Raw genomic sequence first — 22,404 nt, 5'->3', positions numbered from 1 at the left:
TCGCTCGCCGGACGGCTCGGAGTGCCGAGTACGCGGCCGCCCGACGGCGCCCGTGCCGATACACGGCATGTGGCGGACCCGACGGCGGAGGCTCAAGCGCCGTCGGGCAGCCTCGACTGGCAGCTCGTCGCCGAACTGCGAACTCAGGCCTCGGACCTGCTGATGGCGTCCCTCGGCGACGAGCGCGGCCAGGATGTCGAAGCCGAGCGTGAGCGCGGCCGAGCGATCATCCACGAACTTCTCGCCACCACCGCCGCCGACCGGATCCACGACGGCGAGCCCGCATGGAGCCTGGACGTTCAGGCTCGGCTGGCCGAGGCCGTCTACCACGCGCTGTTCGGCCTCGGGCGGCTGCAGCCCTACGTGGACGACGACTCGGTGGAGAACATCATCATCACGGGGGCCGACACGGTGTTCCTGGAGAAGACGGACGGCGACCTCGTGCGCGTCGAACCGGTCGCGGAATCGGACGCCGAGCTGCTGGAGTTCCTCCAGTTCGTCGCCGCTCGCCAGGAGTCGACCGCCCGGTCGTTCTCCGCGGCGTCCCCGACGATGCACATGCGCCTGGACGGTGGGCCACGCCTGGCGGCGGCCGCGTGGATCACCGCGTTCCCCGTCGTCGTCATCCGCCGCCACCGCCTCGTGCGTGTGACGCTCGACGACCTCGTCGCCCGCGACATGCTCACCCCCGTCCAGGCGTCGCTGCTGTCGGCGGCGGTCAAAGCCGGGCTGTCGATCGTCGTCGCCGGCCCGCAGGGCGCGGGCAAGACGACCATGGTCCGCGGCCTGTGCGCCGAGATCCCCCAGCACGAGAAGCTCGGCACCTTCGAGACCGAGTACGAGCTGCACCTGCACGAGCTCAAGGACGTCCACCCCATCGTCGTCCCGTTCGAGGCGCGCCCCGGCTCGGGCGAGGTTGGGCCAGACGGCAAGCGAGCGGGGGAGTACACCCTCGACGAGGCGCTCTACGACTCGTTCCGCATGGCCCTGTCCCGCCAGATCGTCGGCGAGGTCCGCGGCTCGGAGGTCTGGGCGATGCTCAAGGCGATGGAGTCCGGCGCCGGATCGATCTCCACCACGCACGCCGCCGACGGCGAAGCGGCGATCCGCAAGCTCGTCACCTGCGGGATGGAGGCAGGCCAGGCGAAGGATGTCGTCACCGCCAAGCTCGCCGAGGCGATCGACCTCGTCGTCCAGGTCCACCTGGACACCACCGAGGTCGGCCCGAACCAGTGGCACCGCACCCGCTGGGTGTCCGAGATCCTCCACGTGACTCCGGGCGAGGAAGCCAAGGGCTACGCCACCACGCGCGTCTACGTACCCAACCCCCACGGCGGGCCGGCCGTGCCCGGAACCTTGCCCGACGAGCTGCGCCGCTTGGAACGCCACGGGTTCGACCTGGCCGGGTACATCGCCTCCGCACCCGGCGCGACGCAAGCGGGGGCCGCCTGATGCCGCTGCTCATCCCCGCCCTCGGCGGCGCGCTTGTCGTCGCCGGACTCATCGGCGTCATCGTGGGCCTGACACCCCGCCCTCCCACAGACCCCGCCTCGCGGCCCTCACGCCCCTCGCCGCTGGCGGCCCGATGGCGGCGGCTCACCAAGCACACCAAGGTGCTGCTCGGCATCGGCCTCGCCGCGGGCATCGTCGCGTGGCTCATCACCGGGTGGGCCATCGCGATCGTCCTCGGACCCCTCGCTCTCGCAGGGCTCCCTGCACTCCTGTCCGCCCCGGGCACGAACGAGCAGATCGCCAAGCTGGAAGCGCTCGAAGAGTGGACGCGGGGGCTCGCGAGCGTGCTCACCGTCGGTGTCGGGCTCGAGGAAGCCATCCGAGCCACCCTGCGATCGGCCCCCGAGGCGATCCGGCCCGAGGTGACGGCGTTGGTCGCCCGGCTGCGTGCCCGCATGGGCACCGAGGCCGCGCTGCGGGCCTTCGCCGACGACCTGGACGACACCACCGGCGACATGGTCGCCGCGTTCCTCATCCTCGGCGCCCGCAAGCGTGGCCAAGGCCTGGCTGACGTGCTCACCTCGCTCGCAGAGTCCGTCTCGTCGGACGTCCGTGCGCGGCGCGCCATCGAGGCAGACCGCGCCAAGCCCCGCACCACCGCCCGCTGGGTCACGATCATCACCATCGCGGTGCTCGCCTACCTGCTGATCTTCACCGGCGAGTACGTCGCCCCGTACGGCACGGCTCTGGGCCAGCTGCTGCTCACCCTGCTGCTCAGCATCTACGTCTCGCTGCTGTGGTGGATGCGCCAGATGGCCAAGGGCGAGAGGTTGCCCCGATTCCTGGGCCTGTCCGGCCTCGCCGGGACCGAGTCCCGGACGATCGCAGGGGCAGGTGCGCGATGACGACGGGACTGCAGATCGCACTGGCCGGCGGCGCCCTGGTGGGACTCGGCGTCGCGCTGCTCCTGTGGCGCCTGGCGCCCGCACGGCCCGACGCCGCCGACGTCGTACGGCGCTACTCCCCGCAGGGCGTCCGTGATCGCGAGGCCACCGCCAGTGCCGCCATGAGCACCACGAGCGCGACCGAACGCCTCGGCGTCTGGGCCCTGCGCACAGTCCCCGCCCCGTGGTGGGGTCGAACCCCGACGCGTGAGCTTGCCCTCCTGCAGATCCCGCTGCACCGCCACTACGGCAGCAAGATCCTCTACGCGCTCGTGGGCCTGGTGATCCCGCCCGTCGGGGTCTACGTGCTGTCCGTCGTCGGGATCACCATGCCGATCGCCGTGCCCGCGGCCGGATCGCTCCTGGCCGCCGCGGTGTTGTTCTGGCTGCCCGACTTCAACGCCCGCGACGATGCCCGCAAGGCACGGGCGGAGTTCAACCGGGCGCTGGGCGCCTATATCGACCTCGTCGCGCTCGAACGCCTCGGCGGATCGGGCAGCCGCGAGGCCATGGAGCTGGCCGCAAAGGTCGGCGACAACTGGGTCTTCCGCAGGATCAGCGAAGAGCTCGCCCGCTCGCGCTGGTCCGGCGTCGCCCCGTGGGATGCCCTCCATGCGCTTGCCGACGAGCTCCGCCTGCCCGACCTGGCCGACCTCGGCGACGTCATGCGCCTGACCAACGAGGGCTCCCAGGTCTACGACCAGCTCCGGGCCCGGTCCGAGTCGGTGCGAGCCGCGATGCTCGCGGCCGAACTGGCCAAGGCCAACGCCGCCGGTGAACGCATGACACTGCCGATGTCGCTGCTGTCCGTGGTGTTCCTCGTGATCCTCGTCGTTCCCGCGCTCCTGCAACTGACGGGAGGCGCGTAACACCGGGCCGCCACACCTGAGCCCGGCCAACAATGCACCGGATCCCACCCCAGGGGAAGAATCATGAGCAAGTTCATCGCCACCATCTACCTGTTCGGCCTCGACGTCGTCGACGGCGTCAAACGCCGGCTCGGCCCCGACGAACGCGAGCGAGGCTCGGTGAGCATCGAGCAGGTCGTCATCACCGCCGCCCTCCTCATCGCCGCCGTCGCGCTGGTCGCAATCATCGGCAACGCGATCAGCGACCGGGCTGCCGAGATCAGCTGACCGTGACCAGGCGGCACCCGCGCCACGGGTCCCTTCACGCTCGACGCCACCACCGCGGCGGCGAGCGTGGCTCCGTCGCGCTCGAAGCCGCCATCGTCATGCCCGTCGTCCTGACCCTGTTCTTCCTCGGGCTCCAGGCAGCGCTGCTCTACATGGGGCGCACCGCGGCAGTGGCTGCCGCCCAAGAGGGGGCGCAGGTCGCCGCGGGGGAGACCGGCACCATCGCCGACGGGATCACCGCAGCCCAAGGGCTCGCTGACGCCTCGGTCATGGTCCTGGAATCGACGTCGGTCACCGGCTCGATGACGGCGAAGGAGGCACACATGACCGTCTCGGTCCGGGCCGCCTCGCTCGTCCCGGGGTGGCAGCCGAACGTCACGGCCTCGGCCGCGATGCCCGTGGAAGAGGTGACCGGATGAGGACGGCGCCGCGCCATGCACGACGGCGGCACGCCCGGTCGGTTCGTGACCGGGAGCGAGGTTCCACAAGCCTCGAGCTCGCCGTGCTCGCACCCGCCCTGCTGGTGCTGCTCGCTCTCATCGTGGTGGCGGGCAGGGTCGCCGTCGCGCACCAGGCCGTCGACGGCGCGGCGGCGCAGGCCGCCCGCGCCGCGTCGCTGGAGCGCACCCCGGGGGCCGCCGCCGACCGCGCGCACGCCGTCGCCGCCGCGACCCTCGACAACTCCGGACTGCATTGCACCGGCACTTCCGTCGCCGTGGACACCGGCGGGTTTGCGGCGCCAGTTGGTACTCCGGCCAGCGTGACGGCGACCGTGACCTGCACCGTCGACCTGTCCGGCCTGCCGGTCCCCGGCGTCGGGCCGCAGACCATCACCAAGACCGCGTCCAGCGCCCTCGACACCTACCGGGAGAGGTGAAGTGATGCGCCCCTTCCGCCCGCTCAGCGGTACCGCCTGGTTCCTCCGTGAGGACGTCGAGCGTGGGTCCATGTCCGCGTGGGCGGCTGTCACGACGTTCGCGATGCTGCTCTTCGTCGGTATCGGCGTCGACTTCGGAGGCCAACTGCACGCGATCCAGAACACCCGCGCCGTCGCCGCCGAGGCCGCCCGCATCGGCGGGCAGCAGCTCAACGCCCCGGTCGCGATCCGCGGGCAGGGCACCGAAGCCTCCCCGGCCGCAGCACGGGCCGCCGCCGCGGCCTACATCGAGGGTGCCGGACTGACCGGGTCCACTGCGATCGTCGAGGGCCGGATCGTCGTCGACACGAGTGCCACCTACCAGACGAAGATCCTGTCCCTGGTCGGCATCGATAGCCTGCCCGCGAGCGGGCACGCCACTGCCCGGATCGCACGCGCCGTCGAAGGGGTCGAACAGTGAACGCGCGACGTCGTCTGCTCGGCCTGGCCGCACTGGTCGCGATCCTCGCGATCACCGTCGGCCTGCCTGTCGTGCTGGTCGCCGTCGGGGCGAACCCGCTCGCCGACGGCGCCTCGTGGGGAGACCTGACCCGGCCCGACGACGGATCCCTCGCCCTCGCCGCGATCAAGGTGATCGCCTGGATCGCCTGGGCCGCGCTCACCATCACCCTGCTCGTTGAGATCATCGCCCGGGTGCGCGGCATCCGCCCGCCGCGCCTGCCCGGACTCGCGCTGCCGCAGGGCTGGGCGCAGGGCCTCGTCGGGGCAGCCTTTGCGCTGTTCGCCGCGGCCGGCCCGACAGCGGTCGTTTCGCCCCCGGCAAGCGCCGTCCCCCTTGACGCGGTCGAGCCTGTCGTTGTCGGTGCCGATCGTTCGGTTGCGGATGGCGCGGCCCGCCCGCAGCAGCAGACGAAGGAACGCGATGCGCCCGCAACTGTCGCGTACACGGTGCAGCCCAACGATTCCCTGTGGTCCATCGCGGAGAAGTGCCTCGGCGACGGGCACCGGTACACCGAACTCGTCGAACTCAACGCCGACCTGCTCGGAGGCAAGCCCGACTTCCTCCAACCCGGCTGGGTCCTCACCCTCCCGGCATCGCCCGCGCCTTCCACCGTGCCCGCCGACGGTCGGCGCACGGTGACGGTCCAGCCTGGCGACACGATGACGTCGATCGCCTCCGACGAGCTCGGTGACCCCGACCGGTATCGCGAGATCTTCGACGCCTCGACGGACATCACCCAACCCGATGGGGCCCGCTTGTCGGACCCCGACCGGATCCAGCCCGGCTGGACGCTCGTCATCCCCGCCGTGCGCGGCGAAGGCGAGCCAGGGCCGTCCCCGACGCCCGAGCCGGCTGAGCCACCTGCCGCCGAGATGCCGACCGCAGAACCGGAGGACTCGGAAGCGGTGGACGCGACACCGCGACCCGAGCGCAGACCCGGGGCGTTGTCGGCTCTGCCCGGCGAGGCTCCGACCGCTCCGGCCGCCGTGCAGGTCGCTCCCGACGCCGGAGCAGCAGAGACGGCGGTAAGCGGCCACGGCGACGAACCGGACTCGGTCGACGCATGGAAGGTGGCGACCGGCTCGGGCATCGGGACGATCCTGGCGGCCGGATCGATCGCCCTCGTCGCGCGCCGGCGGAGCGCTCAGCAACGCCGCCGCAAGCCGGGCCAAAAGATCCCGATGCCCGAGGGCAGCGCCGCGACCCTGGAACAAGAACTGCGGACGGCCGCTGACGAACTCGCCGTCCAGAGGGTCGATGATGCCCTGCGAGGACTCGCGCACCAGTGCTCCGAGGCGGGTGAGCCCTTGCCGGGTGTGCGGGCCGCGAGGCTCACGGTCGACCGATTCGAGCTCTACCTCGAGGAACCCGAGCATCTCACAGCGCCCTGGCAAGACCTCGGCGACGGCTCTATCTGGGCTCTCGACGCAGGCACGGCACTCGCCCCGGACTCGGCGTCCAGCTCGGTCCCGGCCCCGTACCCGGCGCTCGTCACCGTCGGTCACGACGACACCGCAAGCCACATCTTCCTGAACCTCGAATGCATCGGGTCGCTCGCTATTACCGGTACCGAAGAGGACACTCGCGCCATCGTCGCGGCCCTGACGCTCGAACTGGCCACGTCGGAGTGGGCGGACGACCTCCAGGTCACCGTCGTGGGCTGGCTCGCCGACATCGAAGGCGTCCTGCGCAGCGGCCGGATCCGCTGGGTCCCGACCATTGACCGACTGCTCGACCAGCTCGCCGAACGCGCCGAGTCCGACCGCCAGGCGATCGCCGAGGCAGGCGTACGCGACCTGGGCGCCGTTCGCTCCGCAGGCCTCGTACCGGACGCCTGGACGCCGGAGATCGTCGTCGTCGCTGACTTCATGACCGAGGCGCAGAAGTCCAAGCTCGCCGCGGTCACCGCTCAGACACCGAAGGTCGCCGTCGCGGCCATCACCAGCGGCGTGAGCGTCGGACAGTGGGCGATCCGAACGTCGCCCGGGGGGTCACGCGCGATCCTCGACCCCATCGCCATGCCGCTCACACCACAACGCTTAGCCCTCGACCAGTACGACGACCTCCTGGGACTCGTCGCACTCGCCGACCCGGCGGGCCTGGTCGGCGACCGTGATCCAGAACCATCCGTCGCGCAGGTCGAAACCCTGGAACCTGTTCCGGAGCCCGAGCGCGATGCGAACGACGGCGCACCCGCCCGGCGGGAGGCACCGGACACGCCAACCGCGCCACGGCTCTTCGTCCTCGGGCCCGTCGACATCGTCGGCGCCACGGGGACCGTCGAGGACTCCAGGAAGGCGCGACTGCTCGAACTGGCCGCGTACCTCGCGCTGCACCCGAACGCGACCGCCCCCGCGATCGACGACGCCATCTGGCCCGACCGCAGAACCGAGGACAACCTCAACACCCGCAACACCGCGACGTCGAAGCTGCGCCGGTGGGTCGGGCAAGACGAGTCCGGCCAGGACTTCCTGCCGCGCCACGCCGCCGGCGGCGGATACGGGTTCACCGACGACGTCACGAGCGATGTCGGGGACTGGGACGCCTTGATGGGCGGAGACCCGCTGAACGCCTCGACCGAGAACCTGGAAGCCGCTCTCGAACTCGTGCGCGGCACCCCCTTCGAGGGCACTCACCGCAGGCGCTATGCGTGGTCGGAGCCGATCCGTCAACGCCTCGTGTCGGAGATCGTCGATGCCTCGTACGCCCTCACCAAGCGCCGGCTCATGGAGGGGCACTGGCGTGCCGCCGAGGCCGCCGTCACTGTCGGCCTCCTGGTCGACCCTGCCCAGGAAGCCCTGTGGCGGCTGCGCATCTTGGCCGCCCATGAATCGCGCAACCCAGCCGCCGAGGCCGAGGCCATCGACCGCCTGCTGGCCATCACCGAAGAGCTCGAGGTCGAGCTCGAACCCGAGACCGAACAGCTCCTTGCCGAGCTGAAGAACCCCGGCGAGCCGACCAAGACCCACCTTCGTGCATTGTGACGGGAGACCACGTGCGTCCACAGCCAGTCCGAACCGCGCGCCATCCACAGATCCGTGGCGGCGATCCCGGCGCACGGCCGACCGATCCTACGGTGGCCGCGAGGGGCGCGGAACGGAATGAGGTCGCGATGATTCCGAAGCGACCGACTCTGGCGGCGTGCGCCGTCGGGCTCACGGTGCTGCTCGCGGCCTGCACCGACGGCGGCAACGGCCAGCCCACGCCCACGGCGACCACACCGCCGTCGGCGACCGCATCTCCGACGCCCTCAGCCAGGCCGACGCCGACCCTGAGCGAGGAAGAAGCCGCCCAGCAGGCCAACGTCGATGACGCACAGGGACGCCTCGCGGAGTACCTCGAGGTGAGCGATCGGGTCCTCGCCGAACCGGGCAACGGTGACCCCCTCCGCAGAGTGCGCCCGTACATCGGCTCGGAGGAGATGGTGACGTGGTGGCAGTCCGTGCCGCAGCAGTTCGCTGACCAAGGGCTCCACCAGACCGGGACATCCACTCTGGTCTCCGTGGACGTCACCGACTACGAGGGTGATCCCCTGAGCGAGGGCACACAGGTCGTGACGATGGAGGCGTGCGTCGACTTCACGGACGTCGAGGTCGTCGATGCCGACGGCAACCCTGCCGAGTCGAGCTATTCGGCGACGACGCCGGTTGTCCAGGACGTCGTCATGCAGCGGCAGCCAGATGATCGCTGGACCGTCCAGGAAGCCTCGACCAGGCAGCCGTTCGCGGAGTGCTGATCGATGCGTTGCGCAGTCGGGGTTGTCTTCGCCGCAGTGGCTGCGGCGATGACTTTGCTGCTTGCCGTCGCGATCCCAGCGTCGGCCGCCGACCCCGTGACGTGTCCGCCGGGCCAGACACCGATCGGCGGCACCTGCTACATCACGATCACCGACCCGGGTGAGAGCGGCGGTGGCGACGGTAGCGGGGGAGACGACTCGGGTGGCGCCGAGAACGTCAGCCATGAACCGGCCACGTGCCACTACGGGCCGCACGAGGTGCCGTGCGCCGTCGAGGGCTACACGTGGAACGCCGCACGGATGTGCTACGCCAGGCTCGCGGACCCTCAGCCGCCGGCCGACGACCCGGTTTGGGAGGGCCGCACCGAGGGCGTGATCGTCTCGTGCACGCCGCCGTACTGCATCGTCGATGGCGTCGGCATGGACGACTGCTGGAACGACTACTACTGGGCCGAGGCGGCGCCCGCAGCGAGCGGACCGTCCCCACGGGACCTCGCCGACCGCGCCGTCGAGGCGATGAACCTGCGCGCGATTACGATCGGCATCGTTCCGGAACCTGTGACCGGAAGCGTGGGCGTGGTCGGCATGCCCACCTGGATGTGGGCGGCGGAGCCCTCGGAGTCGTCGACCGGGCCGATCACGAGAGCGGCGTCGGCGGGCGGGACGACTGTGTCTGCGACCGGGCGGCTCGACCGGATCGTGTGGTCGATGGGCGACGGAACCACGGTCGCTTGCGGCGTCGGGACGCAATACGCCGACTCGTACGGCAAGGCGTCGTCGCCCGACTGCGGACACCACTACGCCAAGCAGGGTCGCTACACCGTCACCGCGACGTCCTACTGGACCGTCGAGTGGTCCGGCGGCGGTCAGAACGGGTCGATCCCACTGGAGTTCTCGGACTCGACGCAGATCACGATGGGCGAGGCCCAGGCGCTCGTGCAGTAGGAGTGGCCCGGTGAGGCAATCCGAGACGCGTCGACTCGGACCGGTAGCGCATGAGCAAACTTCACCCGAGCCCGCGTCCACTCCTACCAGCCTGCGAGGTAGCGTGGTGAGGGCGTCGAGGAAGAAGTTCCAGGGTCTGTGATGAAGCGAGTTCCGAGCCCGAGCGCTGTGTCGCTCTTGTGCTTGGTGCTGCTCTCGTCAGGCTGCGGAAGCTCAGCATCAGAGTCCGCGGACCGTTCGGCATCTACCGAGCCACTCGTTTCGGCTGATGTCACGACGACACCAGTCCCGCGCCCCTCCCCGGCAGCCGTGAGCCCTCCCTCAGCCGCGTCCACCTGGGCCGAGACGAGCGAGCCCGCAAACGTCCGAGAATTCCCAGCATGCGACGCCACTGTTCTAGCCAAACTCGATGGCGGCAGATCCGTCGAACTCACCGGCGAACCCCGGTCCGGGTGGTATCCCATCACGGCTGCCGGTCTCGACGGATGGGTGGCGGGCAGCCTGCTCGACGGTCCAGAGATCCCTGACATCGCGCAGATATGCGGCGCCACGACCCGATCTGTCGTGACGAGCGAACGGGCGAATGTCCGCTCGGCGCCAGCTTGCAGCGCGGATATGGTGACCACAGTCGCGGCTAACACCGATGTCGAGCTCACCGGCGAACCCCAATCCGGGTGGTACCCCATCCAAACCGGTGACGTCGACGGGTGGATCGCCGGAAGCCTGCTCTCGGGACCTGGCATTCCCAGGATCGGCCGACTCTGCGGGAAGACCGCCGAGGCCGCGCCACCAGCGACCGCTGCTGCGGAGCCAATCGGGAGCGTGCGGATCTACGGCCCCGAGGGAGGCGGCAACTTCGGGCAAGGGTTCCCAGATGAGAACTGTGCCAACTGGCACGTCAGGGTCGTCAACCAGTCTGACACTGCAGTCTCGGGCTTCACGTTCTCTTCAACCGGAGCCGACTACGTCGACGGCTATTCCGCCGACAGCACGGAGATCGCTGCCGAGGTCCCCGCACCCGTCCATGTCGAGGTCTACGTGGCTCCAGGGACTGAGCAGAGCGTTCAGTTCCAAGCCTGTACCTCGACGCCCTACCCCGGAGGTGCTTTCAGCTTCGGGGTGACGCCCGCGAAGAAGATCACCTACCACTGGGTGACCGGGCACGGCGGCGTCTCGGACTTCGGCTGGTAACCGTCTACGTCGGGCCCTCCCAGAGTCAGCACCCGTCGATGCGGATCAGCACCGTTGAGTGCACTCAGGCGGTTTGAGTCACGCTGGCACGGGCTGCCGCGCTGAGTCTTGCGACCGCGCGGGAGCATCGCATCTTCACTGCCGATCGCGACACGCCGACGGCCTCTGCGACGTGGTCGAAGCCCCAACCGTCCGGCATAGAGGGGAGGTATACGTCGGCAAGCATCTGCGCCTCCGCCGTCGTGATGACACCCTCGGAGACCGCCCACGTCAGCACGGTCAGCAGGTCGGAATCGGGGTCGATCCCGTCGACATGGCTGGGGGCTCCGCCGTCTGCTTGGGCGCGGACCGCTCGGTAGACGTCACGGTCTGTCTCTGGCACGGCGTCGGTGTAGAGCGCGGCGGGGTTGAACGGCCTCGGTACGGCCTGACGAGTGTGGCTAGTGACGCGCTTGACGGTGTCGAGCAGGAGGTTCGATGCGACGCGCTGGCGACGTCGGAGGACCGGGAACACCGCTGCGGACTCCAGGAACTCCTCGACGACTAGCTGGCGCGCGGCCTCAGCGCGGTCCGGCTCGCTGGCGGGCAGCTTTGGAGTCGTGCGCGCGGCCAGTCCGGCGAGCCCGGGGAGCATCGCGTGGAGGACGGTCTGACTCGCGAGCGGTTCCCCTGCCTGCACGAGACGAAGCAGCGCAAGCAGGAGGGCGTCCTTGCGTTGGTGGTTGCCGGCGTCGATCGCGTCGACGACGTCGGCGGGTCGGGAGAAGCCCTCGAAGTGCGGCTCGGCGCGACTCCAGCGCTGTAGGGAAGCGCCCGCCGATGGCCGGGACTGCGTCCACACCCAGTCCTGGACGAGCTGTCGGTAGAGCGCCGACGACATCACCTCGGGAGCGACGTCGTGCTCTCTGAAGATCTTCTCGGCCCGGCGCATGGCATCCACCTCCGTGGTGTCGAGCCACGTCGGCGTGGTGGCTCTCATGCCATGGAAGCCGCGGGGTCTTGCCCGAACTCTTGCCCGATACGGATCTGTGGACAAACTCCTTCATCCACAGGGGCCGGGAGTCTTGCCCGCAGGGGCTCAGGTGCGGGTGACGGCGTTCGCCCAGACCCAGGTCCAGCCCTCGCGGCCGTGGGTGTCGATGTACCTCACGTGCACCTGGCGATCGGTCCAGCCGATGGCGTAGCCGTCGCACTCGTGGTTGCCCGACTGCCGAGCCTCGATCCACACCCGCACCGGGATCGGGTCGGTCGGCTCGATGATCCGCTCACCGACACGCTGCTCCTGCGGGGCGCCGTGCGCCGCGTCGCGCATCGGCACCGACTCGATGCCGCGATCAGTCAGGTAGCGCCGACCTTCCCCGGTCACGGATCGTCTCCGCCATCGAACATGTGTTCGATAGTACCGCGTGTGCCGGCCGCGTCGTCAGGGTCCGAGGCTCCAGCCGACGTCCGAGACATCGGAGGGGCTCGGATCGTGTGTGGGCCCACAGCCCCAGTCGGTGTCCACCCCGGCAGCTCGGGCGAGGCGGCCGTAGAAGGCGTGCGCCTCGCCGTAGGCGCTGGTGGTGCCGAACGCAGGCATGTCGGCGTCGAGGGCCGCACGTTGGATGGGGTCGGCGAGCACCTCGATCGCGGACGAGTCCCACCGAGTGTTGGCACCGAGGAAGACGACGGCTTCGGCGAGCTGGCGGGCGTGCGTGGCCAGGTGGGTCGTGAGGGCCTCGGCGACGTCGTCGATGGTCGTCGGTGTCGGTGGCCGGCCGGGCGGCTGGTGCCTTTCATCGCCGAGCGACATGTCGGCCATCGCAGCAGGGTGCGGCGCGGTAGCCACAGTGACCTGCACCGCTGTTCGCTCGTGCTGGACGGTCGGTGTCGCCGGTTCCTCGACGACAGCGTCCGCGGTGTCGGCCGTGAGCGCGTCGGCGAGGGTGTGGGCGCAGTGCAGCACCCGGTCGGCGGTGTCCTTGATGAGCTGGGGGTCGTAGTCCGACCAGCCGGCGACGTACCCGATGGAGTACTCGGCGGTGTCGAGACCCAGGAGACCGGCGGTCACGTAGGCCACGGATTCGGCCTCGGTCTCCTTAAGGCCACGGTGTGCGACGTACTCCTCGATCCCGTCCTCGGCGTGCAGGGACGCGTGCGCGGCCTCATGCAGGGCGACCTTGGCGGACATCGCGGGCGACAGACCAGCGTCGACGATGACGCGGCGTGAGCCGTCCATACTGGTGAGCCCATTGGTCTCACCGGGGATGGCCTCGCGGATGACGGTCCAACCCTGCGACGTCAGGTAGTCGACGACGGCGTCGTAGATTCCGGCCGGGTCTTCGCCGTCGAGCCGGACGAGGCCGACGGGCGCGACGGCGTTCTCGGGGTCGATCGGGTCGCACTGGGCGATGTCGAAGACCGGGACGGCGAAGAACAGCGTGCGGCGCTGCTCGGTCTCCTCGCCGGTGTCGGGGTCTTCGACGGTCTGGGTCACCGAGCGGCCGCCGAAGATGCGGATGGCCTTCTCGCCCTTGCGGACCTGGTAGCCGCGGTCCTGCCAGGTGCGGTAGCCGGCGACGGCGGTCGCGTCAGGGTTCTGCGCGAGGATCAGCAGGAGGTTGTTGATCGAGTAACCGCTCATGTGGCGGGAGAAGTCGAGGAACCGCGTCCAGTTCGTCGAGTCGCGCAGGTTCTCCACCTCGGTCGCGATGGTCGCGTGCAGGGCCTCGGCCTCCGCGCGGCGCTGCTCGGGAGTCTTGCGGGTGCGGACTTTGCGGGCCATCGCCGCCTCACCACCCGAGCTCGAGGTCGGCCGCGGCGGTAGGGCCGACGTCGGGCATCATCGGCGACGGCGACGGCGGCGCCTGGCTCGCCGGTTCGGTCGCCGGTTCGTCGGCGATCTCGAACGTCCAGCCGAGGAGGCCGAGGTCGTAGGTGCCGTCGAGGTTCGGTGCGACAACGTCGCGATCCGTTGGCGATCCGTTCTCGAAGTGTTCGACCCGGAGGACGTCGTCGCCGTCGATCCGCCCGCGCACCCACTGCGGGTCGAGGCGGTCCAGGAGGTCTTCGAGGGTGGCTCGGTCGACGACGGGGGCGGCCCAGCCGTTCCACCCCTGGTGGTACGCGACGGCGGCGAAGGTGACGCCGTCGAACGCCGGGTGCGTGAATCGTGGCGTGCCCGACGCCGGACCTCCCGGCTGCGGAGGTCCCTCGTGGCGCCGCATTGGTGAGGCGTGCCCGGTCACGGACTGGGCGGACAGGTCGTCGAGACGTGCGGCGGACGGGCTCGGGTGGTCGGTGGCGACGCGCGCAAGGGTGGGTTCGATCGTCGCGGTGACGGCGTGGTCGACGACGTTGTCCAGGGCGTCGGTCAGCCGGATCCACACCTGACGCGCCCACGCCTCGACGTCATCCCGCTGGGTGTCGCTCAGGGTGCTGCCGCGATGCCAGTCGACGTCCTCGGTGTACGCCTCGCCGGTCCAGACTCCGGCGACGGTGAGCTGCTCAACCCCGCCCACGGTGACGGTCAGGCGGGTCTCGCCGTCGGCTGCGCGCTTCCCGGCCACGTCGGGGTCGGGAAGGTCTGCGGGCCACTCGGGTAGCGATGGGTGGTGCCGCGCCCCGGTGTCGATCAATGCTGCGGGCACGACGACGCCGTCAGTCGTCAGCGCCCCCAGGTCCTCGGTGGGAGGGACCGGTTCGGGGAACGCCGCGGCGATCGCGTCGGACAGGTCGAGCTCGGCCGCTGCGCGCAGGTCCAGACGGTCGACGCGGTCGCTGCTGGCGAGGAGCCACGGGTAGTGCGGGACCGCTTCCCGTGTCTCGAGGTCGTAGGTGAAGTCGCTGGGTAGGTCGGTCAGCGGGCCGTAGTGGGGGCCGACGACGGCGTCCCACCGGTCGACGACGTCAGCCGGGGCACTGTGACGATCTGCGGCGATCGGGTTGCCGGCTCCGTCGAGGATCGCTCCGGGTTCGAAGTCGACGCCGTCCTGGTCGGTGGGCACGAGCTTGAGGTAGGCCGCGGCCGGGAACTCGGCCCGGATGGCCAGCGCCGCGGCCTTGGCGGTGGCCTGGTGGTAGAGGGCCTCACCGAACGTCGTGGTGTGCCGCAGCCGATGCTGTGCGACGTCACGCAGCGTCCGCGTCTGGTCCGCCATCTGGGCGGCGTGGGTGTCGAGCACGTTCATGAGGCCCTCCATGTGCCAGGGGCCGAACCCAGCTGCCCGGCTCCTCTCACCGAGGTCATCGCCGCCCGGCCACCAAGCGCGCCGTCGATATCGGTCGCCCGCCTGCCCGTGGGCTGGCGATGTACGTGGCGAGAGGAGGTCGAGATGGCCGATATCGACGACGGCGCAGACCCCGGCGCCGAGCCCGCGGCTCCCAGGGGCGACCAGCAGGTGGCCCGCGCGCGGCTGGCCGCCGCGCGTGACCGCACCACTGAGGTCTACCCCCGCGCCGAGCAGCGCCACCTGCGAGCACTGGCTGATGACTCGGCCGCGCGGGTGATCGGCGGCCGCGACACCCTGCCCGATGTTGGCACCGGCTATCGGGTCGCCACCCAGGACGCGGCTCAGGCCAACGAACAGGTGACGCGCGCCGAAGCACGCCTGGTCGGTGCGCTGGCAACGTCGGACGTTACACTGCGCGAGCTGGCCGATGCCACGGGTCTGGGCGCCGACGACATCGCCCGGGTGCTGGGGCGCGACAAGGTCACCGTGCTGTCCAAGCCCGGATGCGTCCAGTGCGGCGCCACCGTGCGTGCCCTGGAGAAGAAGGGCATCGACTTTGTGCGGGTCGACGACGCCGAGGCTCTCGACCTTGCTCGCGGGCTCGGCTACCTGACCGCGCCGGTCGTGGTGACCCCCGAGGGAGAGCACTGGGCAGGTTTCCGGCCCGACCGGATCGCCGGCCTGGACGCCGGCCCTGGCCGCGAGCCTCCCGCCGCACCCTCGCTCGTCGGGCCGGGCCAGTGAGCGCGCGCCGCGGTGCCGGTTGGAGCGAGCACGAAGGGGTGGAGGCGTACCGGGAGGCGCGCTCGAGCCTCGCCGCACTGCAGGCGACGCTGCCGGACTTCTCGACGCTGTCGTACACCGAGGTGCTCCTCGCGCTCGAGGCCGCGACGGACCTCCCGGTTCCGGTAGCAGTGCCTGTCGAGTCCGGGGACCGCGCCCGCCTGTACGTGCGGGCCCGCACCGCCGTCGAGCGCCTTGCCGAGCGTGGGGAACGCCTGGCGCTCGAGCTCGTGATCGCCGGTCTCGACGCCGTCTGGTCCGACGACGTGCGCACCAGCTGGGCAGGGGACCTGCCATGACCTACGGGCAGAGCGCCGCGGCGTTGCGGGACGCGCTGGGCCGACTGCTCGCCGTCCAGCGGGTGCGCGCCGCCTTGGACGGGCGTGACCCGCGCCGCGAACTGGCCGGCAGGCTGTTCGCGGACGGCTACTCGTGGAACGAGATCGAGCGTTCCCTCAGCATCGGTCGCGAGCTGCTGCGCGAGTACCACGCGGCCTTCCGCGACGACGGCCGGTTCGCAGCGGGCCCGCGCCGTACGGCGAGTGAGGCGCTCCAGGACGGCGGGTTCGACGTCCGCACCTTCGCTGAGCGCGACCAGGAGCGACAACGCGCCATGCGCGACGCCGTCGCGCTCCTGGTCGGGCGCGGCTACGAGCACCAACAGATCGCGGGCGCCGTCGCCGCTGACGTCCACACCGTGCTGCGATACCGCCGGCTGTTGGAGGCAGAAGGCTGGACGCCGGCCGTCGTCACCGCTGCCAGCGCCCTGGAGGAAGCGGGGCTCGAACTTCCCGACCGGGCAACGACACCCCGCGGGACTGAGCGCTCGGCCGCGTACCGACGTCTGATCGGCTTCCTGCGCGGACGCGGCCATGAGCAGCAGGAGGTCGCCGACACCCTCGGCCTGAACGTTGCCACGGTCCGCACCTATCAGCGGCGCCTCGAAGCGTCCGGGTGGACACCTGAGCCGCGACCTGACCCCGCCGAGGTGCTGGCCGCCCACGGCATCGACCTCGGTGCGACCAGCCTCGCTGACGAGACACGCGAGATGGTCACCTTCCTCACCGAGCGCGGCTACATCCAGGAGGAGATGGCAGACGCACTCGGCCTGGACCGCACTTCGGTCGCATACCACCAGTCCGTGCTGCGCGACGGCGGGCAGATCCCGCCGCGCGACACCGGACCCGAGGTGCCGATCGAGCAGCGCATCGCCAACCTGGCCATCGAGATTCCCGACCGCGCCACGCCCGAGCAGCGCATCGCCACCGCCGAGCTGATCATGCGCTACCGCGCCGAGGTGATCGCCTACCTCGCCGCCGTGGTCGAGCAGGCTGTCGAAGGCCGCTTTGCGACGACGGCGATCGGTGCCGCGAACCCCGCCTACCGACTACGCGCCGCACTCCTGCAGCTGCGCGACGCCGAAGACACGCGAGCCTCCGCCGCCGACCTTGGCACCCCGCAGCCGATCCGCGCCGTCGAGCTGTGGCGGCAGGCCGCGGTCGCCGCCGTGGCGGGGCGTGAACGCGATCTGCCGACGTCACTGACCCGCGACCAGCGCGCCGCAGCCCTGAGAGACACGGTCACCGCACTGCGCGCACTGCTCGCCCTCGACGAGCGACACGCCGCCGCCCGAGGCTGGCAATGCCTCCCCACGACGGTCGGCCCGAAGACCGACGAGTGGGCCCTGCCCGCCGTCGTGCTCGACGCCGCCACGTGGACCGCCGACACGCCAACGGCGGACTACGCCATCGACCGACTCGGGCCGACAGCGATAGACCGGCTACCAGGTCCGCCGCCAGTAACTCTCGGGGCTGCCGCAGCCGCCCTCGACCGGGCCGCTGCCCATCTGGCGGGTGACCCCGAGCCGGTCAAGGCCACCGTGATGCGCTGGCTCGTCGATGCCCAACGCCGCATCGCCACCTACGCCCGTCATCAGGCACTCACCCTGGACCTGGACGAGGTCGCCGAGGTCCACGAGAAGCGGTACCACCGCTACGACGACATCGACGTTGTCCTGACCGACGTCGCCGGCACCGCAGGGTGCGAGTCGCTGGCCGTCGTCGAGATCGCCGAGGCCGTGCGCATCCTCAAGCACACCCGTCGCGGCACCGAACCCGAGCTGGCCGACCTGACCTTCGCGAGCCAAGCCCTCGACGCCACCATCTCCCGGATGCTGCGCCTCGGGGCGGCTGGCTACTACTTCCAACGCACCGAGCGCCTCGCCGTCGAACGACCGGGCAGCTCGCTGGTGCGACGCGCCGTCGCCGTCTACGAGCCCATCACCGCTGAGAACAACCCAGGCTACGGTCCCGCGTGGCTCGAGCTCGAACGGCTGGCCGCCCCGCGCGAGATCGCCCGCTCACCCGAGAGCGAGGCGTTCACTGCTCGCCTGGACAGCCTGGCAGCGGACACACTCGCCGTCGCCCAAGCACGCAACCGCGCCCTCTACCCGGACGACGACGGCCACCGCGTGCTTGCCGACCACGCGGCAGCCGAGGTGATTGCGGGCATCGACAGCCTCGGCGCGGCCGGGGCCGCGTTCGCCGAAGCGCGGGCACGACTCGCAGGAGCCCTCGCGGCGACCAACGGCACACTCGCTGAGCTCGGCAACCGGTGCGGATTGGCCCCCGGGGAGATCGCCTGGCTCATCGAGCCTGCCCGCGGCATCCACGCCGAGACCGTGGGGGCGGCGCCGGAGCGGGGCGACGGCGAACTCGCGTTCGACGGCGGTGTCGGTGGGGTGGATCAGACTGACGGTGTCGACGGCCGTGACTGCGAAGGGACGGTGACGGGCAGTGAGTTCGACGTAGTGGGGACCGGAAGGGACGACCAGTCGGGAACGCCTGTGCCCGTGGGTGGCGGGCCGGTCAGCACGGAAGGACCAGGAATATGAGCGACCGGCGACGCTGGAACTTGGCCGCCGACGTCGTGCTCGCGGCCTGCGGACCGGCCTGGCTACTCGGCATGGGCGCGGAACCGCCCGGCGACGTCGTGGCCGTCGGTGCCGCATGGGCGTTCCTCACCGTCGGTGCGCCGTGCTCCGTCGTGCGGATCATCCAACTGCACCGCCGGTGGCGCGACAATGGCCGACCGTTCGCCCAAGCGCCCCGCACCCTGGTGCTGACGGTGTGCCTGGCCGTGGTGCTCGTCCTGGCCGGCATGACGATCAGAGGCCCCATCGGTGGCACGGTCGTCAACCTCGCGGGACTCGCGCTGCTGACCTTCGGCGTCTGCGCGTTTCTGGCGGCGTTCACGCCGCTCGGCAGGTTGCTGGTCGTGAGGGCGCGACGCTGCTCGACCGAGCGATGACTAAAGAGCGACTCCGCATGGTTGCTGAGCGTCGGTTTCTCAGGGCTCCGGCAAGGTCGTGGTGTAGGGCTATGAATTGCGGGTTGGTCGGCGCGGGTGCGGGTGCCCCTGGAGGGCTGTGATGGGTGGTTCTGACACACGCCCATCTTGAGCCGCCGCCGTGCAGGGCCACTCGGGCTTATGCTTTGCTCAAGATGTGTTCTCCCCGCCGCGCCAGACGCCTCGACGAGGCTGTCGATGCCTGACGATGTCGAGCATGTCCGCCACGAGATTCGGTTCGCGCTGAACCAGTTGCGCGTGCGCAACGGCCAGCACGAGTTCGAGACCCTGACGCGGATGCTCGCCAAGGCAACAGTGACCCGGAATCTGATACCGGCGACCGGGCCAGTCGCCAGTGGTGGAGACCAGGGTCGCGACTTCGAGACATTTCCGACGCAACTGCCGGGTCAGGTACAACGGATCGGGCGCGATCTCGGCGTTTCTGACCGAGCGATGGTCGGCTTCGCTTGCACGCTGCAGCAGAAAGACTTGCGCGGGAAGATCCGTGCTGATGTCGCCGAAGTCGTAGCCAGCGGGTCCGAGGTCGAGTTCATCGTCGCGTACAGCGAGGCAGACATCCCGGTCGCGCGGCGGCACGCGATCGAGCGCGATGCGATGGAGCGACACCAGGTGCACCTGGCGGTCTTCGACGGGAACGCGATCGCTGAGCGTCTCGCGGACCATGCGACGTTCTGGATCGCCGAGACGTACCTGCACCTTCCGGCGCGGGTTTTGCCGGTGCCTGTTGACCGGCCTGACTGGTATGAGGAGGACCTTGCTCGTTGGCGCTCGGACATAGACCCGGTCGACACGATGGGCCGCCTGCTCGACCTGGCTGGGTGCCTGCACTACGCGTGCGCGACCCGCGAGGGACGCCCCGATTTGCCGTTCTGGCTCGAGCGACTGGAAAGTGCCCTCGAACCAGGCCGGCCGTACCCGCTTCGAAGGCGGGCGTTGTACGAGTGCGTGGCCGCGAACATCCGCGGCCTGGGCGACCTGACCCCGGCCGATGACCGGGCCGCGGAGTACCTCGACGACGCCCTCACAGCCACTGACGGTCAGGCGCTATCGGACGCGTCGGTGATCCTGATGTACATGACCGGCGCAGCGGCCCGCGGCCGGACCAGGCACACTGAGGAGGCCCTGCAGGCCTGGAACGCCGGCCTGTCCCGACAGGTCGAGTACCTCCTCGACGGGGATCTGCCCCCCGGTGCCGCGTGCGTTCTCTTCGACACGCTCGGGTGGCTGCGGCTTCAGCCCGATGTGGTGACCGCGAACGAGACCGAGGACGGGTACGTCATCGGAGACGAGATCACCGATATGGCGTCGGAGGAGCGGATGGCGGCGTTGGCGGCTGGAGAACTGACACCAGTCAACGTGCCCCTCGTGGACCCGGTGGGAGCGATCGACGCGTACAAGAGGCTCGTCGAGCATCTGCCGGACGCGCCCCTGTTCCCGGTGGAGATGCTCGGCAAGGTGTTGACGATGTTCGCCCCCTTCCTCGTCGACATCCCGGGCTACGACCAGGTCATCGATGCGATCGACGCGCGTGTTGCGACAACCAGCGGAGAGGCGACGGCCGCGGACAACGCTCTTGACCGGTGCCAGGCGCTGGCCACGGCGGGCCGCCGGATAGCAGCGCTCAAGCAGCTACATCGGGCTCGGAACGGGCTGTTCTCCGGGGACGGTCGGCAGCACATGGTGCACGCGACCTTGGCGACTGCGGTCGCGTACCGAGACATGGGCCTGTATATGGCGGCCAAGCAGTTCGCGCTTGCGGCGGCGTACCTCGTCAATGACGTGGACCCGGCTCAGCACTCGGTCGGGTTGGCGTACGCCGCGTTCGCCGACTACCACCAGGGTTCGTGGTGCAGCGCGGCTCACTTGGACTGCGAGGCACTGGTCTCACACCGTCTGCTCGCCGAGCAGCCGATGGACTTTGATCAGCATGGCTGGCTCACGGGCGCGTTCTTCGAGCTGACCCAGATCAGGTCGCTAGCTCGCAAGGCAGGCGAGCCGTACAGGGGAGACGTGGAGAATGCGATCAGTCGCGGTGGCATTGGCGAGTTCCTCGATGCCCTGCTCGCCGAAGCGTTCGAGGGGCGACCGCCGTGGTTTGAGGACATCGAGTTCGACGACCATGTCGACCGGGTGGTCGACAGTCTCGGTCGGCCCCCGTTCGGCGACACCACCGAGGTCCGCCACGTCCGGTTCGAGGTCCTGGGGGTGACGTGGACGGTAATTTTCCGGAACTCGTACGCCGACGTTGCCGTCGCTGAGCGGTTCACGGCTGCGTTGCAGATCGTACTGGCACATCTGGCCGACCAGGACCTGGTTCTGCTGCCGATGAGCAGGACAGTTTACGTCAAGGCGATGCCCGTGGGCGTCGACTTCGACGCCCAGGACGAAGCGTCGAAGCCCGAGGAGAGCAGGCTCAGCGTGTCGCTGCCTGCGGTTGGCCGTCTGACGAACGAGCACGTCAACGTAGTCGCGCGGCAGACGCTGGCTGCGGTCACGACCGCGATCGTGGAGGTATCTGCGCTCCCCGAGGACCGGTTCCGGGAGATCGTGGTGTGTGGGCTTGAGGATCAGCTGCTGACTGACGTCACGTTTGCTGTGCCCTACGACGTGCTGTGGCGCTCGGTCGTGTCCGAGGCGAGCTTCGATGCCCGACCGCGCGCGACCGCGCCCCTGTCGGCGCCGGACTTGACCGCTGCTGAGCCTCATCAAGAGCTCACAGCCCGCACCACGCGAGGCCCGGGATACGACCCGGATCGAAGCCGGGAGGAAATCGAGCATCGCTACGCCGACCTGCCGTCGCGGATGAGGCCTACCCTCGATGCGTTGAGGGACGACTCCGCCTTTATCGATGTGGTCGCGACGCTGCGCGACGAGGGCTGGAAGGACTGGCAGCTCCTGATCGCGGTCCACAATGTCGCGAAGAACGCACGGCACACCTTCCGCTCCCCGGGATCGCCCGAGGAGGCGCGGAAGATGCGCGACGTGTTCATGACTCCTGAGCCGGAAGGTGACCCGGTGGAGACCGACCTGTTCACCGCCGAGGCGTTGCGGAACGCGTTGCTGTTGACGGTGACGTCGAGCGCCCAGACGTGGTGGGACTTGGTGTTGCGTCCGGAGCCTCTGCCATCGGCTGCGGTTCTGGAACTCCTCCGGGCCAGGTACGGGTGGAGTGAGGACGACGTCGACCACACGGATCCGTTCGTGCGGTCAGCGGTCGCAGCAGAGTAGACCAGCAGCGGCGGGTCGAGTCGAAGG

The 22,404-nt window shown here is 70.1% G+C and carries 20 protein-coding genes; 16 read left to right on the top strand and 4 right to left on the bottom strand.

Annotation, left to right across the window (positions count from 1 at the left end; translation table 11 throughout):
* Positions 1 to 69 precede the first annotated feature (69 nt).
* The 11 genes from EYB28_RS18300 (at position 70) to EYB28_RS18250 (ending at position 10,783) form a co-directional block, all read left to right on the top strand.
* Positions 70 to 1,452 (top strand): CpaF family protein, encoded by a 1,383-nt coding sequence (locus EYB28_RS18300; protein ID WP_240930644.1) that lies wholly within the window; start codon positions 70 to 72, stop codon positions 1,450 to 1,452.
* Positions 1,452 to 2,357 (top strand): type II secretion system F family protein, encoded by a 906-nt coding sequence (locus tag EYB28_RS18295; RefSeq protein ID WP_166850891.1) that lies wholly within the window; start codon positions 1,452 to 1,454, stop codon positions 2,355 to 2,357. Before EYB28_RS18300 ends, EYB28_RS18295 begins: the two co-directional genes overlap by 1 nt.
* Entirely contained in the window at positions 2,354 to 3,265 is a 912-nt protein-coding gene (locus EYB28_RS18290; RefSeq protein ID WP_166850889.1) for a hypothetical protein, read from the top strand. Before EYB28_RS18295 ends, EYB28_RS18290 begins: the two co-directional genes overlap by 4 nt.
* Before the next feature lie 63 nt (positions 3,266 to 3,328).
* Positions 3,329 to 3,532: a hypothetical protein gene (locus EYB28_RS18285; RefSeq protein ID WP_166850887.1), complete on the top strand. Its 204-nt coding sequence runs from the start codon at positions 3,329 to 3,331 to the stop codon at positions 3,530 to 3,532.
* Between the two features lie 2 nt (positions 3,533 to 3,534).
* On the top strand, positions 3,535 to 3,951 hold the full coding sequence (locus EYB28_RS18280; protein WP_255461557.1) for a TadE/TadG family type IV pilus assembly protein: 417 nt from the start codon (positions 3,535 to 3,537) through the stop codon (positions 3,949 to 3,951).
* Positions 3,948 to 4,409, top strand: a complete 462-nt coding sequence (locus tag EYB28_RS18275) for a TadE/TadG family type IV pilus assembly protein (protein WP_166850883.1) — start codon at positions 3,948 to 3,950, stop codon at positions 4,407 to 4,409. The genes EYB28_RS18280 and EYB28_RS18275 overlap by 4 nt, the downstream gene beginning before the upstream one ends.
* A gap of 70 nt (positions 4,410 to 4,479) precedes the next feature.
* Positions 4,480 to 4,869: a pilus assembly protein gene (locus EYB28_RS18270; RefSeq protein ID WP_166850881.1), complete on the top strand. Its 390-nt coding sequence runs from the start codon at positions 4,480 to 4,482 to the stop codon at positions 4,867 to 4,869.
* Positions 4,866 to 7,895 (top strand): LysM peptidoglycan-binding domain-containing protein, encoded by a 3,030-nt coding sequence (locus EYB28_RS18265; RefSeq protein ID WP_166850879.1) that lies wholly within the window; start codon positions 4,866 to 4,868, stop codon positions 7,893 to 7,895. Before EYB28_RS18270 ends, EYB28_RS18265 begins: the two co-directional genes overlap by 4 nt.
* A 92-nt stretch (positions 7,896 to 7,987) precedes the next feature.
* Positions 7,988 to 8,647, top strand: coding sequence for a hypothetical protein (locus EYB28_RS18260; protein ID WP_166850877.1), 660 nt, complete (start codon positions 7,988 to 7,990; stop codon positions 8,645 to 8,647).
* A 48-nt stretch (positions 8,648 to 8,695) separates the two neighbouring features.
* Positions 8,696 to 9,592 (top strand): hypothetical protein, encoded by an 897-nt coding sequence (locus tag EYB28_RS18255; protein ID WP_166850874.1) that lies wholly within the window; start codon positions 8,696 to 8,698, stop codon positions 9,590 to 9,592.
* A 309-nt stretch (positions 9,593 to 9,901) separates the two neighbouring features.
* A complete protein-coding gene (locus tag EYB28_RS18250) occupies positions 9,902 to 10,783 on the top strand; it encodes an SH3 domain-containing protein (protein ID WP_166850872.1) in 882 nt (293 codons plus the stop codon).
* 64 nt (positions 10,784 to 10,847) lie between these two features.
* Here EYB28_RS18250 and EYB28_RS18245 read toward each other — a convergent pair whose 3' ends face one another.
* From EYB28_RS18245 to EYB28_RS18230, 4 genes are all read right to left on the bottom strand, one after another.
* Positions 10,848 to 11,762, bottom strand: coding sequence for a hypothetical protein (locus EYB28_RS18245; protein WP_166850870.1), 915 nt, complete (start codon positions 11,760 to 11,762; stop codon positions 10,848 to 10,850).
* Positions 11,763 to 11,861: 99 nt separating this feature from the next.
* A complete protein-coding gene (locus EYB28_RS18240) occupies positions 11,862 to 12,149 on the bottom strand; it encodes a hypothetical protein (RefSeq protein ID WP_166850868.1) in 288 nt (95 codons plus the stop codon).
* A 57-nt stretch (positions 12,150 to 12,206) separates the two neighbouring features.
* Positions 12,207 to 13,550 (bottom strand): ArdC family protein, encoded by a 1,344-nt coding sequence (locus EYB28_RS20425; RefSeq protein ID WP_240930642.1) that lies wholly within the window; start codon positions 13,548 to 13,550, stop codon positions 12,207 to 12,209.
* Between the two features lie 7 nt (positions 13,551 to 13,557).
* The gene (locus EYB28_RS18230) at positions 13,558 to 14,955 is read right to left on the bottom strand and encodes a hypothetical protein (RefSeq protein ID WP_166850866.1); all 1,398 of its coding nucleotides are present in this window, start codon (positions 14,953 to 14,955) and stop codon (positions 13,558 to 13,560) included.
* A gap of 144 nt (positions 14,956 to 15,099) precedes the next feature.
* On the opposite strand from EYB28_RS18230, the gene EYB28_RS20655 reads away from it, so the two are divergent.
* The 5 genes from EYB28_RS20655 (at position 15,100) to EYB28_RS18205 (ending at position 22,377) form a co-directional block, all read left to right on the top strand.
* Positions 15,100 to 15,741, top strand: a complete 642-nt coding sequence (locus tag EYB28_RS20655; RefSeq protein ID WP_166850864.1) for a glutaredoxin domain-containing protein — start codon at positions 15,100 to 15,102, stop codon at positions 15,739 to 15,741.
* 38 nt (positions 15,742 to 15,779) lie between these two features.
* A complete protein-coding gene (locus EYB28_RS18220) occupies positions 15,780 to 16,079 on the top strand; it encodes a hypothetical protein (protein WP_166850862.1) in 300 nt (99 codons plus the stop codon).
* On the top strand, positions 16,076 to 18,673 hold the full coding sequence (locus EYB28_RS18215) for a hypothetical protein (RefSeq protein WP_166850860.1): 2,598 nt from the start codon (positions 16,076 to 16,078) through the stop codon (positions 18,671 to 18,673). Before EYB28_RS18220 ends, EYB28_RS18215 begins: the two co-directional genes overlap by 4 nt.
* The gene (locus tag EYB28_RS18210; protein ID WP_166850858.1) at positions 18,670 to 19,089 is read left to right on the top strand and encodes a hypothetical protein; all 420 of its coding nucleotides are present in this window, start codon (positions 18,670 to 18,672) and stop codon (positions 19,087 to 19,089) included. Before EYB28_RS18215 ends, EYB28_RS18210 begins: the two co-directional genes overlap by 4 nt.
* Before the next feature lie 237 nt (positions 19,090 to 19,326).
* Complete coding sequence (locus EYB28_RS18205) at positions 19,327 to 22,377, top strand: hypothetical protein (protein WP_166850856.1); 3,051 nt, start codon at positions 19,327 to 19,329, stop codon at positions 22,375 to 22,377.
* The last annotated feature ends 27 nt before the right edge of the window (positions 22,378 to 22,404 follow it).

Origin of the sequence: Isoptericola sp. BMS4, from assembly GCF_011634835.1 — a bacterium.
Classification (GTDB): Bacteria; Actinomycetota; Actinomycetes; order Actinomycetales; family Cellulomonadaceae; genus Isoptericola.
Note: the sequence above shows the minus strand (reverse complement) of the source record. Positions and strands in the feature narration are given on the sequence as shown.